Annotated in this window: 17 protein-coding genes; 11 read left to right on the forward strand and 6 right to left on the reverse strand. The window is 39.7% G+C overall.

The window, feature by feature from the left end; translation table 11 throughout:
* The first annotated feature begins 121 nt into the window (after positions 1-121).
* The 5 genes from ABVJ71_RS02820 (at position 122) to ABVJ71_RS02840 (ending at position 4,426) form a co-directional block, all read left to right on the forward strand.
* Positions 122-1,507: a sigma 54-interacting transcriptional regulator gene (locus ABVJ71_RS02820; protein ID WP_353855508.1), complete on the forward strand. Its 1,386-nt coding sequence runs from the start codon at positions 122-124 to the stop codon at positions 1,505-1,507.
* A gap of 101 nt (positions 1,508-1,608) precedes the next feature.
* The gene (gene ablA / locus ABVJ71_RS02825) at positions 1,609-3,009 is read left to right on the forward strand and encodes a lysine 2,3-aminomutase (RefSeq protein ID WP_353855509.1); all 1,401 of its coding nucleotides are present in this window, start codon (positions 1,609-1,611) and stop codon (positions 3,007-3,009) included.
* Between the two features lie 2 nt (positions 3,010-3,011).
* The gene (locus ABVJ71_RS02830) at positions 3,012-3,293 is read left to right on the forward strand and encodes a YokU family protein (RefSeq protein ID WP_353855510.1); all 282 of its coding nucleotides are present in this window, start codon (positions 3,012-3,014) and stop codon (positions 3,291-3,293) included.
* Positions 3,294-3,373: 80 nt separating this feature from the next.
* Positions 3,374-3,598 (forward strand): YozE family protein, encoded by a 225-nt coding sequence (locus tag ABVJ71_RS02835; protein ID WP_353855511.1) that lies wholly within the window; start codon positions 3,374-3,376, stop codon positions 3,596-3,598.
* Between the two features lie 147 nt (positions 3,599-3,745).
* A complete protein-coding gene (locus ABVJ71_RS02840) occupies positions 3,746-4,426 on the forward strand; it encodes a hypothetical protein (protein WP_353855512.1) in 681 nt (226 codons plus the stop codon).
* Here ABVJ71_RS02840 and ABVJ71_RS02845 read toward each other — a convergent pair.
* On the reverse strand, positions 4,423-4,557 hold the full coding sequence (locus ABVJ71_RS02845; protein ID WP_353855513.1) for a hypothetical protein: 135 nt from the start codon (positions 4,555-4,557) through the stop codon (positions 4,423-4,425). The two genes, ABVJ71_RS02840 and ABVJ71_RS02845, sit on opposite strands and share 4 nt — an antisense overlap.
* A gap of 121 nt (positions 4,558-4,678) precedes the next feature.
* On the opposite strand from ABVJ71_RS02845, the gene ABVJ71_RS02850 reads away from it, so the two are divergent.
* From ABVJ71_RS02850 to ABVJ71_RS02870, 5 genes are all read left to right on the forward strand, one after another.
* Positions 4,679-4,849, forward strand: coding sequence for a YozD family protein (locus tag ABVJ71_RS02850; protein WP_353855514.1), 171 nt, complete (start codon positions 4,679-4,681; stop codon positions 4,847-4,849).
* 52 nt (positions 4,850-4,901) lie between these two features.
* The gene (locus tag ABVJ71_RS02855) at positions 4,902-5,510 is read left to right on the forward strand and encodes a phosphatase PAP2 family protein (RefSeq protein ID WP_353855515.1); all 609 of its coding nucleotides are present in this window, start codon (positions 4,902-4,904) and stop codon (positions 5,508-5,510) included.
* A 54-nt stretch (positions 5,511-5,564) separates the two neighbouring features.
* A complete protein-coding gene (locus tag ABVJ71_RS02860; RefSeq protein ID WP_353855516.1) occupies positions 5,565-5,882 on the forward strand; it encodes a YodL domain-containing protein in 318 nt (105 codons plus the stop codon).
* Between the two features lie 113 nt (positions 5,883-5,995).
* Positions 5,996-6,691 (forward strand): purine-nucleoside phosphorylase, encoded by a 696-nt coding sequence (gene deoD / locus ABVJ71_RS02865; protein ID WP_353855517.1) that lies wholly within the window; start codon positions 5,996-5,998, stop codon positions 6,689-6,691.
* A 68-nt stretch (positions 6,692-6,759) separates the two neighbouring features.
* Positions 6,760-7,587: a M15 family metallopeptidase gene (locus ABVJ71_RS02870; protein WP_353855518.1), complete on the forward strand. Its 828-nt coding sequence runs from the start codon at positions 6,760-6,762 to the stop codon at positions 7,585-7,587.
* A 41-nt stretch (positions 7,588-7,628) separates the two neighbouring features.
* Here ABVJ71_RS02870 and ABVJ71_RS02875 read toward each other — a convergent pair whose 3' ends face one another.
* Together ABVJ71_RS02875 and ABVJ71_RS02880 are read right to left on the reverse strand one after the other, a co-directional pair.
* On the reverse strand, positions 7,629-7,880 hold the full coding sequence (locus tag ABVJ71_RS02875) for a hypothetical protein (RefSeq protein WP_353855519.1): 252 nt from the start codon (positions 7,878-7,880) through the stop codon (positions 7,629-7,631).
* A gap of 92 nt (positions 7,881-7,972) precedes the next feature.
* The gene (locus tag ABVJ71_RS02880; protein WP_353855520.1) at positions 7,973-8,671 is read right to left on the reverse strand and encodes a class I SAM-dependent methyltransferase; all 699 of its coding nucleotides are present in this window, start codon (positions 8,669-8,671) and stop codon (positions 7,973-7,975) included.
* A gap of 151 nt (positions 8,672-8,822) precedes the next feature.
* On the opposite strand from ABVJ71_RS02880, the gene ABVJ71_RS02885 reads away from it, so the two are divergent.
* Positions 8,823-10,208, forward strand: coding sequence for a S41 family peptidase (locus tag ABVJ71_RS02885; RefSeq protein WP_353855521.1), 1,386 nt, complete (start codon positions 8,823-8,825; stop codon positions 10,206-10,208).
* A 39-nt stretch (positions 10,209-10,247) separates the two neighbouring features.
* Here ABVJ71_RS02885 and ABVJ71_RS02890 read toward each other — a convergent pair whose 3' ends face one another.
* The 3 genes from ABVJ71_RS02890 to ABVJ71_RS02900 form a co-directional block, all read right to left on the reverse strand.
* On the reverse strand, positions 10,248-11,735 hold the full coding sequence (locus ABVJ71_RS02890) for a sodium:solute symporter (RefSeq protein WP_353855522.1): 1,488 nt from the start codon (positions 11,733-11,735) through the stop codon (positions 10,248-10,250).
* Positions 11,735-11,938: a DUF3311 domain-containing protein gene (locus ABVJ71_RS02895; RefSeq protein ID WP_353855523.1), complete on the reverse strand. Its 204-nt coding sequence runs from the start codon at positions 11,936-11,938 to the stop codon at positions 11,735-11,737. Before ABVJ71_RS02895 ends, ABVJ71_RS02890 begins: the two co-directional genes overlap by 1 nt.
* A gap of 246 nt (positions 11,939-12,184) precedes the next feature.
* Complete coding sequence (locus ABVJ71_RS02900; protein WP_353855524.1) at positions 12,185-12,802, reverse strand: nitroreductase family protein; 618 nt, start codon at positions 12,800-12,802, stop codon at positions 12,185-12,187.
* Positions 12,803-12,835 lie beyond the last annotated feature (33 nt).

A 12,835-nucleotide genomic window follows, 5' to 3' on the forward strand; every position in this document is an offset into this window, starting at 1 on the left:
CAGGAGATTCAAAAGAAGAAGCGAAACGTGAAAAGCATAGATGAACCGCATCAGCATGATCAAGCAGCAAAAAATTGGGCAATAGATGCTGATTTTTGGGCACTGAAAGTGAGGGGGAGAGATGGGGAAAGATGTCAAAAGAGCGGATTGGTTTGAATTGATTTTAGAAGCCATCGATGAAGCGATTCACGTCGTTGATGATCACGGAGTGACGATTTTCTACAACCATAATGCAGCTAAGTTTGACTGTTTAGACAAGGAAGAGGTAATCGGCAAATATATTCTTGATGTGTATCCATCATTAACTGAAAAAACAAGTACGTTTATGCATGTGCTAAGGACAGGGAAGCCGGTTTATCATTCTTTACAAACGTATTTGAATAAAAATGGTGAAAAAATTGAAACCGTCAACACGACATTGCCGATCATAGAAGACACAAAGTTAATAGGAGCAGTAGAAGTGGCAAAAGATGTATCCAAGCTGTCGGCGCTCTCCAGTCGTTTCGACCAAAAGAAACGAAGGATGACTGAGAAAGATCGAATGCACGATTTTTCTTCTTTTTTAACAAATGACCCAGCATTAAAGCAAATGCTCAAAGAAGCAAAAAAAGCAGCTATCTATTCATCGTCTGTTGTCGTGTACGGGGAAACAGGTACAGGAAAAGAAGTGCTGGTTCAGGCGATAGTCAATGAATCTGACCGTAAAGATCAAGTGTTTATCCCGCAAAACTGTGCAGCATTTCCGGAATCGTTACTTGAGAGCCTGTTGTTCGGGTCTGTCAAAGGAAGCTATACAGGGGCAGTTGATCGCAAAGGTCTCTTTGAATTAGCTGATGGTGGCACCCTTTTTCTTGACGAACTGCAAGCGATGCCGCTAACACTTCAGGCGAAATTATTGCGTGTTTTAGAGGATGGAGTTGTTCGCCGTATTGGTGATGCGGGAGCAGTAAAGGTAGATGTCAGAGTCATTGCTGCTTTGAATGTAAATCCGTTTGAAGCTATGAAAAAGCAACTCCTAAGAGAAGATTTATTCTATAGACTGCATGTTTCATCTTTTCATATCCCGCCACTTAGAGAGAGAAAACAAGATATAGAGTTACTATCCCGCCATTTTATTGAAACTTATCACCATCAGTTTTCCAAACAGGTCACCTGCCTTTCTGACGAAACAAAACAACTGTTTATGGCCCATCATTGGCCTGGGAATGTGAGAGAATTAAAACATACGATTGAGCATGCCGTTCTCATGATGCCAAACGAAGCAAAAGAGATGACCCCTGTGTATCTTCCTTCTCACTTACGCCAGCAGAAAATGGATCAACGTCAACAGCTTTCTTCGTTAAAAAGCCAAGTCGCATGGTATGAACAGACATTGATTCAAGAGGCTTTAGCAAAGCATGGCGGCAATATTAAGCAAACCGCCACTGCCTTAAACATCCCTCGACAAACCTTGCAGTATAAACTTAAGAATATGCAGATGCCGAAAAATGGGCATCTTACAGAGTGAGAAAGCAGGCAAAATGCACCTTTTGTAAACAATAGGGGCATTTTCCCATGTTGGCACATAACTTGCGTAGTATAAAGTGAATGCTGATAGGGGGAATGGATATGAATCAGAAACTGTATGAACCAATGCGCCATTGGAAGGACATTGAGCTTTGGAAGGATGTACCTGAGGAAAAATGGAACGACTGGATATGGCAACTGACGCATACGGTCAAAACGCTTGATGATTTAGAAAAAGTCGTCAATTTAACAGAAGAAGAAAAAGAAGGGGTGAAGATCTCAACCAAAACCATTCCGCTTAACATCACACCCTATTATGCCTCACTGATGAATCCAGACGATCCAAGGTGTCCAATACGTATGCAATCTGTTCCGATTGCAGAAGAGCTCCACAAAACAAAATACGACCTAGAAGACCCGCTTCATGAAGATGAGGATTCACCTGTTCCAGGCTTAACACATCGATATCCAGATCGCGTACTGTTTCTTGTCACAAATCAATGCTCTATGTATTGCCGATATTGTACGAGAAGACGTTTTTCTGGTCAGATCGGAATGGGGGTTCCTAAAAAACAGTTAGATGCGGCGATTGGCTACATTAGAGAAACACCTGAGGTTCGTGATGTGCTAATCTCAGGCGGTGACGGACTTTTAATCAATGATCAAGTCTTAGAATACATTTTGAAAAATTTACGAGAGATCCCGCATGTCGAGATCATTCGGATTGGGACCCGTGCACCAGTTGTCTTTCCGCAAAGAATCACAGATGAATTATGTGAGATTTTGAAGAAATATCATCCAGTTTGGCTCAATACTCATTTTAATACAAGTATCGAAATCACCAAAGAATCAAAAGAAGCTTGTGAGCGTCTCGTCAATGCTGGCGTTCCGGTAGGCAATCAGGCCGTCATCCTTGCCGGTATTAACGACAGTGTGCCAATTATGAAGAAACTGATGCATGATCTTGTGAAGATTCGTGTCAGACCTTATTATATTTACCAATGTGATTTATCTGAGGGGATTGGTCACTTTAGAACACCTGTCTCAAAAGGGCTTGAAATCATAGAAGGGTTAAGAGGACATACGAGCGGTTATGCAGTGCCTACCTTTGTCGTAGATGCGCCAGGAGGTGGAGGAAAGATCGCTTTGCAGCCAAATTATTTACTCTCTCAAAGTCCTGATAAAGTGGTCCTTCGTAACTTTGAAGGCGTCATTACATCCTATCCTGAACCAGAACAATATGTGGCAGGGCAAGCAGATGATTATTTTCACGAAATTTATGAAGAGATAAAGGAACCGGCTGATGGGGTGACGGCAATATTCCAAGATGAAGCAACGTCCTTTACACCAGAAAATCTAAGACGGATGAAACGAAGAGAGTCGTACGAGACAAATCCGGCGCATGATACACTCAAAAACAAACGAGAAAAACGGGATGAACTAAAAGAGAAGAAATATCAAGCACAACTCAAGAAAGATCAAATTGTCAAGGAGGAGAATTGACCTTGTTCACATGTGATTGGTGTTTGGAAAAGAAAGCTAAGAAAGAACAAACAACAGTTTATTGGGAGCTGATCACTGGGACACAATCAATCGAAATTATAAAAACACCCTCGTTTTCATGCGAACATTGCGGGATGACGTATCAGAAGGATGAAACGGTGAAGGAGATAGAAGATCAATTAATATTGGTGGACCAAACAAAACTTCCAGAAAAAATCTCATATGAAGAATTAATGAGCATGAAGCGTTTATTAAAACGAAACTACTTTGATTTTTCTTCATAATTTATACCTCCGCCTATACAAGTCATCAAAATCCTGTATAATATAACATCAAAATAGAGTGTCGCGGAGGGAATAAACAGGTGAAGTCGTTTTACCATTATTTAATGAAGTTCAGGCATCCAAAACCGCAGGATGATACCGGTCATTTTGCTAATGCAGCTTATGAAGATCACAGTTTTCCTAAAACTTCGACAGATTATCATGAGTTATGTGCATATTTAGAATTAAATGGAGATTATTTAACCTCAATGACTACATTTGACGAAGCCTATGAGCAATACGAAGTGGAAGTCAAAAAAAAATAAACTTTTCACCGCTTGTTCCGTAAATGGGGAAGCGGTTTTTTTATGAAGAAATAAAATGGCGTTTAGTATGGTTTGGTTGCCCATGCAGAATTCCTTGCGCCGGCATACGATACGTTAAGACCAAAAGTCGGGCAAGGAGGAGACAAAATGAAGGCGAAAGCACCAAAATATAAAATAGGGGATATTGTCGTCGTTATCATGTATGGCACAGTTGGAACGATTACAAAAGTCCATCAAATTGACCAGCATTATTTGTATGAGGTCAATCATAATGAGGTGCTTTATTTTGAAACATCACTTCAGCTTTACGATGAATATGACGGGGTGATTGTGGATACTGAGAAGCTGGACATTGAATATGAGTTCCTCATTGGCGATGTTGTATACGTGAAAGATTACGGAAAAGAACTCTTTAAAATCATTGGTCACCGCACTGAAATTTGGCGTTACCTTGATGATGGCTGGGAAGATGTGATTTACGAATTAACGAGGCTAAAAGACGGAGAATGGCTGGAGACAGAGGAAGAAGATTTAACTCTTGTGCTAAGGAAATACGAAATGGACCAATTTGTTCATCAGCTTCTTTTTGTACATTACGTAGGTGAAACCGCCAAAGAAAAAGAAGACGATATAGTTCAGACAGCTCTTTTACATTTAGAAGAGAAACAAGAAAGCGAAGCATCACTAGAGTTCCTCGCTGTATCTATAGTGGATGAGCTTCTTGATATTTATAATGATTATAAAATTCTCTATGAATTTTTTAAAGATCCAGAATACAAGGATATGATGGACTTTATTTTGGAAAGTTTAACTGAGCATTTTGGTTAAAGAAAGACTTGTCCTAAAACGAATAAAAAGTAAGGTACACAGAAAAAAGCAATCACATAAAACCATCCCCTCAAGATACGGCCCATCACTTGATCAAATGCGTCACCATCTAACATGCTTAACCATTTCATTTGCGATCATGCCCCTTTTCTTTTTGTTTACTGCATTTATATGTATGGAATGAGCCATTATGACAAACTGTAATAAAAAACAGGCGAGGTTCATACATCATAAAAAAGGAGGCGGAAAGCAATGAAAGAAGCGGATTTGGTGATTGATACAGAGGAAATTGCGGAATTCTTCTATATGGAGCTGGTCAAAAGAGGGTACATACCAACTGAACTGGAAACCTTTGAGCTTGCAGACATTACATTCGAATATATGTTGATGAAAGCAATGATAGTTGAAGAAGAAGCGTGGTAGCCGCTATACTTTGAAGAGATTCCTGAGGAGAAAGGGAGGCGAATCCTTCAACGTGAATGTTATTTTTCTTTTCATTGTTTTTGGAGCTATCAGTGTACTTATGGTTTCCAATGTATTTCAAGAAACGGACAACCATATCATTTTATGGTTTGAACACATTAGACTCCCTTTATTAAACGATATGATGCTGACTGTGACGGATTTAGGTATGAGTGCCACCCTTGTCCCCATCATGCTCATCTTTAGTGTGGTGCTGCTGATGTATAGGCGCTATCACTCGATCATATTGCTTTTTTTCTTGTATATAAGTGAAAAAACGATGAATCATGAGTTAAAGGGTCTGTTTGGCAGAGAGCGTCCAGCCTTTGAGCATCTTGTCAATGAAACATATTATAGCTTTCCGAGCGGACACTCCATGAATGCAGCAACCATCTATCCCTTCATTGCATATCTATTAATTGAAATGATCCCTTGGCTAAAAGAAAGACAAAAAAAAGTCTACTTCATCACTGCATTATTTGTGATCGTCATCGGTGTCAGCCGAATGTATATTGGTGTTCATTATTTGACAGATGTGGCAGGAGGCTTTGCGATAGGACTGGCTTTGTTTCTCTTATTTAAAAAGATTGACGAAAAAATGTCCGTCAATCGACAAAAATAGAAGAAGGAGATTATCAAATCCTAGCCAATTTTATATAAAAAGGGAGGGATTTTGATGCAATTGACGTTGAGATTTTTTCAAAAGAAACCTTCAGCCTATCACTTAACCATTTACCAAACACCTAGTTATGGTGATACTAACGGGCATCAGCCTGTGTACCGGACAATGATTGGCGGCAAAACACATCAAGATGTACTGGAAAAAGCATTCTCAACATTTAATGTACATGATACAGTCCCTAATGATTACAATGCGCGGTTTATCACGACAGGTGATATTGTTGAGATTGATGATAGGAAAAAGGGCAAGTGCTATTATCAGCTCTTTCCGACAGGATGGAAACGTAGTGAAAGAATAAAGTTGATGAGTTAACCAAAGGACCACAGATGCCAGCTCTCTTGCCAGCTGGCTATTTTCTTTTTTTCCCTCAATCGTTTATAATAAATAAGATAAAACACACGTTAAACGTAAGTGGAGGCTAAAAAATGAGTGTACATATTGGAGCAGATAAAGGACAAATTGCAGAAACGGTATTGCTTCCTGGCGATCCGCTTCGTGCGAAATATATTGCAGATACATATTTAGAGGATGTCGAGTGCTATAACGAAGTGCGCGGCATGTATGGCTTTACAGGCACATATAAAGGAAAACGTATTTCCGTACAAGGCACTGGGATGGGTGTACCGTCTATTTCGATTTATGTCAATGAACTCATTCAAAGCTATGATGTTCAAAACTTAATCCGCGTCGGTTCGTGCGGAGCGATTAAAAAAGATGTGAATGTACGTGATGTTATTTTAGCACAGACGTCATCAACCGACTCCCAAATGAATCGTGTCGTATTTGGACCGATTGATTACGCGCCTTGCGCTGATTTTGGTCTACTCAAGAAAGCCTACGACACAGCAGAAGCAAAAAATGTAGCTGTGCGTGTCGGAAATGTATTTACAGCAGACCAGTTTTACAATGAAAAACCACTTGAGCTCATGGATCAATACGGCATTCTCGCAATTGAAATGGAAACAACAGCTCTATACACGCTCGCTGCAAAATTCGGTAGAAAAGCGTTATCGATTCTAACAGTAAGTGATCATGTTCTGACAGGAGAAGAGACAACTGCAAAAGAGCGTCAAACGACTTTTGACGAAATGATCTTAATTGCACTAGATTCTGTTTTATAATAGTATAAAGGGTGTGCTACGATGTAGCGCATCTTTATTTTTTTAGCAGAGCAAAAGGAAGGTATGTCATGAAGAAAAGCTATAAAGTACTCTCAATCGCATCGATTCTTGGTTTGACGGCCGCATTATCGGGCTGCCAGTTGCTCGATCAAAAGAGCGACACATCAGATGTAAACAAAACAAACGAACAAAAATCAGCAAATCAATCATCCCAGCAAAACTCAAATGCTACGGCAGATCCATTTAATCAAGAGCTGACGTTAAAGAGTGAATATTTCAATGACATCAAGGTTGTCAGTGGGCTGAAAACCATACAAAACCCTGAAAATATTCTTGCACTTGTTAACAAAGAATATGCATTGCCGGGTACCTATAAACCTTCTGATCTCGTTGTACCAAAAGTTGAATTCTCCTTTTCGGAGAATATCGAAAAACGATATATTCGGAAAGAAGCAGCAGAAGCCCTTGCCAAGTTATTTAATAGAGCGAAAAAAGAAAACTACGAGCTTGTTGCTGTATCTGGCTATCGTTCTTATGATCGTCAAAAAACCATTTTTGACAGTGAAGTCAAAATAAAAGGGAAAGAAAAAGCTCAAGAAGCAGTTGCTCTACCAGGTGAAAGTGAACATCAAACAGGACTTGCGATTGATATTTCCTCAAAAAGTGCTGGCTTTGAGATCTCTGAAAAGTTTGGTGAAACACCTGATGGCAAGTGGGTGGCGAAAAACGCTTATAAATATGGCTTTATCATCCGATATCCAAAAGGGAAAGAAGACATTACGAAATACGAATACGAGCCATGGCACCTGCGCTATGTTGGCGAAGAAGCAGCAAAAGCAATGCATGATCACGACTTAACATTTGAAGAGTATATGAACAAAGTCAAGAAAATATAAGCAAATAAAAGGCCTCCCAGCCATTGGGAGGCCTTCTTTTTTTAAAAAAAGAATAATCCTGCTAATGCGAAGCCAGTAATGAAGCCAAGACCAATTCCGTAAGCGGCGCCCCAGCCATAATAACCGCCATAATAGCCGAACCCAAAGCCTTGGCGGAAACCGCCGACTGGACGAATATAGACTTTGCGGTTTGTCACCCGTTCAATACGTCCGACATGCACTCTGCCGTTTCGATCGGTGATTCTAGCTACTTTCCCCAAGTGCTGTTGACAAAGTTTGTAGTAGCGCTCCATGTTTTTCCTCCTTTTGACAAACTCTTTTCACTCTTATCTTATGCAAGATAAATGATAGAGTTTGGACAAAACATATAGGAGATTCGCTCATTTTACACAGTACATTCGAATAGAATATGACTGAGATGCTGGCGATGTGCTTGGATGAAGTCATAGTGTGTTTGTAAAGTGTCGTAAAGCTTAGACGGTATATGAGGAGATAATTCCATTTCTGTTGGCTCCTCTTGTACCATGTGCTCGTCGAAGGAGAGAATACGTAAATCATGGAAGCCTGCTTCTTTTAACTGCTCCTCCCATTCAGAAGGAGAAAAGAGTGAGCGAAAGCCATAAAATTCTTGAATGGCTGCAAGTTCTTTTGTTGATAGCGGTGCTTTTAACACAGCTTCATTGGCTAACAATTTACCCCCAGGTAAAAGAACACGTTTCATTTCATTAAGAGCTGCTGATAAGTGTGTAAAGCTTAAGACAGATTCACTGATCAATAGAGAAAATGACGCATCTGCAAATGGAAGATTTTCGACTGACGCCTGTATGGCGTTGATCGGCAATTCTTCTCGTTTAAATCTGAGGTTGGCCTTTTCCACCATCAATGGATGCGTATCAATGGCATCCACATGAAAGCCTAGATTTCCTAAATACGCTGCTGTCTGTCCTGTCCCGCAACCAATATCAAGTATGCGCTGATCAAAAAGCAGCTTTGAATGCTCAATCATTGTTTTCGTTAACTCAATTCCACCAGGGTGTGCACCTGATACGCCAAAATAGGCGAGCATTTCTACATAGTCACTCATAAAACCCCTTCTTTCCATATCGTGTTTCTCTATAAAGATATATGCAATGCAAGGTCAAATGGCTTATCTTTTCAAGTAGAAGTTTTATCATCTAGTTGACGGATGAACAATCGTCCTTGATAATAATGAAAGGAGATAAGGTGGTGTTTTTTTGAAAAAACAAATCAAAATCGTAATAGCCATTCTCGTGACAGCAGCACTTTCCTCAGCGATTACTTTTGTGATCACAAAACAAGGTGTTGTCAGTGTCGCAGGAGATGAAAAGTTCAGTAAACTCATGGCTGCTTATACGAAGGTGAAGGATGAGTATTACAAAAAAACGGATGATCAAAAACTAATAGACGGTGCGATTCAAGGAATGATTGCATCACTAGATGATCCATACTCTACATATATGGATCAGGAGGACGCAAAAGGTTTTAACAATACCATTTCTTCGTCATTTGAAGGTATTGGTGCACAAGTGGAAGAAAAGGATGGACAAATATTAATTGTCGCCCCAATTAAAGGCTCTCCTGCTGAAAAAGCTGGTTTGAAACCTCATGATCGAATTTTAGAGGTGAATGGGAAAAGCACAAAGGGGATGTCTGTGAACAAAGCAGTATCTCTCATTAGAGGTAAAAAAGGAACGGATGTTAAGCTACATCTGAATCGACAAGGTGTTGGAAATGTGGATGTGAATATCACAAGAGATACGATTCCGCTTGAAACAGTTTATACAAAGCTAACGAAAGATAAAATAGGAGAAATCCAAATTACATCATTTGCAGAAACCACATCTAAAGAATTGGATAAAGCTATTAATAAGTTAGAGAAACAAGGGGCCAAAGGATATGTGATTGACCTAAGAGACAACCCTGGGGGCATTATGACAGAAGCCATACAAATGAGTAATGACTTTATTGATAAAGGAAAAGTCATTATGCAGGTCGAGGAAAAAGGGAAGATACAAGTGTACAAAGCAGAAAAAGAACGGAAGGTCCATAAACCAGCCGTAGTCCTTGTAAATGGCGGATCGGCAAGTGCTGCTGAAATTATGGCGGCGGCCCTGCATCAATCATCAGGAATTCAAATCGTTGGTGAGAAAACATTTGGTAAAGGAACCGTACAAAATGCCCAAAGCTATCAAGACGGCTCTAGTGTCAAGTTAACCATTGCAAAGTGGCTGACACCGAATGGATCTTGGATTCACAAAAAAGGAATTGAACCACAGGTGAAAGCATCTCTCCCAAGTTATGCAAAGCTGCCATATTTAAATCCGAAAAAGACTTATCAACTGAATGATAATGGAGACGAAGTAAAAGCGGCTCAAAAAATGTTCCAAGCACTCGGCTACAAGGCAAAGGCAAATGGAGAGTATGATCAGGCGTTCCAAACTGTTGTGAAAAGCTTCCAAGCAGATCATGATTTGAAGGCAGACGGAATCTTAACAGGGGATACAACGACTGTGCTCATGACAAAAATACAAGAAAAGCTTAAAAAGAATGATACGCAAATGAAAAAAGCCATAGAATTATTGAAACAAGAAATAAAATAAAGAAAGCAGTCCCTTTTTTGAGGACTGCTTTTCTTGTGTTTACGCGTCTTTTGCGATATTTGCTGCTTTTCCTTCTTCAAACAGTTCGTTCGTGACGGAATTTGATATGCTGTTCTTTTGAAAAAACGGATTAAGGATCAGGATGACAACAACGTTTGCTAATAAACCGAGGAAACCTTCAAAAAGGCCAAATGTGACTTGTGAAATGTTGGCGGTAAAGGTCACAATGATCCCAACCACAAGTCCTGCAATGGTTGCTTCTTTTGATTGCTTCTTCCAAAACAGGCTCATTGCAATCGCTGGGAAAATCTGAACCATTCCTGATACACCGATCAATTGCAGCGTCACAAGTGCCGCAGGGAATAGCATACCAAATAAAAGAGCAAGGCCAATAACAATAAACACCATCGAACGTGTAATGATCGTTAATCTTTTCGGTGACACATTTGGATGAATCAAGTCCCGATATAAATTATTCGCAAATAAATTCGACGCACCAATGGCCATAATAGAACATGGAATGAGAGAAGCCAGTGCAATCGTTGAATAAGCAAGCCCCTGCATCACGCCTCCATAAGATGTTTGAATTAAATGAAGAAGAGCAAATCTAGGATTTGTCTCCTCTGGTAAGACTAAAAATGCAATCAACCCAAGGAAGATGACCAAAATCAATACAATGTTATAAAGGGGTAAAAATATGCTGTTTTTACGTATGGCATCTGCACTTTTTGCGGTGAATACACCAGTAGCCGCATGAGCCCACATAAATAAAGCAAGTGCTGAAACGCCTGAAGCTGTAATGAACCACAAAATGCCTTTAGGACCGCTTTCAGGGATTGTTAGAAGCTGAGGAGCTTCCTTGGCTAACGTATTCATCATAGGTGACCAGCCATTAAAATGAATGATCGGCAGTGAAACAACCATAAAGAGCATGATCACCCAAACGAGAATATCTTTTATAATGGCAGTATATGTAGGACCTTTGATCCCGCTGAAAAAAGTATATAGTGCTACTAAGATAAATGAAATCATAACAACTGCATTGACGTTAATATAATTTGTACCTGCGACAGTTAATGTATCTTGAATGCCGCTGAGCTGAAGACAAATATAAGGAATGAGCATCAGTACACCTACAATAGCAATCAAACTTGACAGAAGCTTGCTGTCAAATCGTACGCGTGCATAATCAGCCAGTGTTGTCAGCTTATGACTTTTTGCGACGGTCCATAGTTTTGGTAAGAAGAAATAAGCAATGAAATAGGCAAGCACAGAATAGGGTATAGCGAAAAAAGCGACACTTCCTGCCGTATAGGCTGTACTGGTTAAGCCTAAAAATGTATAGGCTGTATATAAGTCTGCCCCAACGAGAAACCAGACGAGAAGACCGCCGAATTTTCTCCCGCCGACAGACCATTCTTCGACTGTCTGTCTTGAAGATTTGTCATGACCAGCTACAAATCCGATGATCACAACGATAAAAATAATACATGCAGTAATCAATAAAGCTGTTAAATTTCCTTGCATCAGTCAGTTCCTCCATTTGAATGTTGCATCCTGTAAATGATAAATGTACAAATCGGTGTGAGAACAATCCACAATAGGAGCCAAAAGTGGAAAAATGGCAACCCAATCAAAATTGGATGGATGCGATTGACAAAGGGAAGCAATACGAGCTGCCCGATAAATGGAATGGTTATGAGTAGAATCATGATCAATTTTTTATTCATTATTTCCTCCTGAATATTTTGTAATTTCATCATAATAGCAGTTGTCAGATTAGATCACAAGACCATTTTCAGAAAAAACAATCATTTTCTTTCATAGCATATTACTATAACGCTTTCATTCTTAAAAGATGGATTTTAAACAATGAGCGGTGTTAAAAGGGGGTTTTCGAGTTGGATAAATGGAAAAGTTTGGAGTGATAATATTTAAAGCAAATAAAAAAGCCCCGGAAAGTGACCGGGACACGTTTAAAGGAAATCAGAGACTTCATTGATGTCAAAACGATTGCTTTTGTGAGCTTCTTTTGCTGCTTTACCGACTGAAATCAGCATAATTGGTTCGTAACGCCCGCTTACATTGAATTCTTTGATGTAAGCTTCTTTACTGAAACCGCCCATTGCACATGTATCATACCCCATTGCTTTGGCAGCAATCATTAATTGCATAGCAGCTAGTGAAGCATTTGAATAGGCAGCTTCACGTGCATATTGCTCGCTTTGATAAGCTCCATTAATTTGGGTCATCAATGTGTTTTTGATGTCTTCTGTAATAACCCCTTGTTCAGCTAGTTCGCTATAGATTTTTTCACCATTTTTGTGAGCTTCAAAATCTCCTAACACAGCAATAACGGCTGATGCTTGCGACACTTGCTTTTGGTTATAAGCGATTGGCAACAACTTTGCTTTTGATTCAGCACTATGGAATACAGTGAAGTGCCAATGCTGAAGATTCCATGCAGATGGTGCTTTCGTTGTTATTTCAAGAAGCTCTGTTAACTCTTCTTTTGTCATTTCATGGGATGTATCATACTCTTTCACTGAAGCTCTTTCTTTCAAAATTTCAATCGTTTTGTGATCGATCGCCATTTGGTTATTTCCTCCCGTTTCTGCTAATAGGAT

It is taken from the genome of Bacillus sp. Bos-x628 (assembly GCF_040500475.1).
In the GTDB taxonomy this organism is placed as follows: domain Bacteria; phylum Bacillota; class Bacilli; order Bacillales; family Bacillaceae; genus Bacillus; species Bacillus maqinnsis.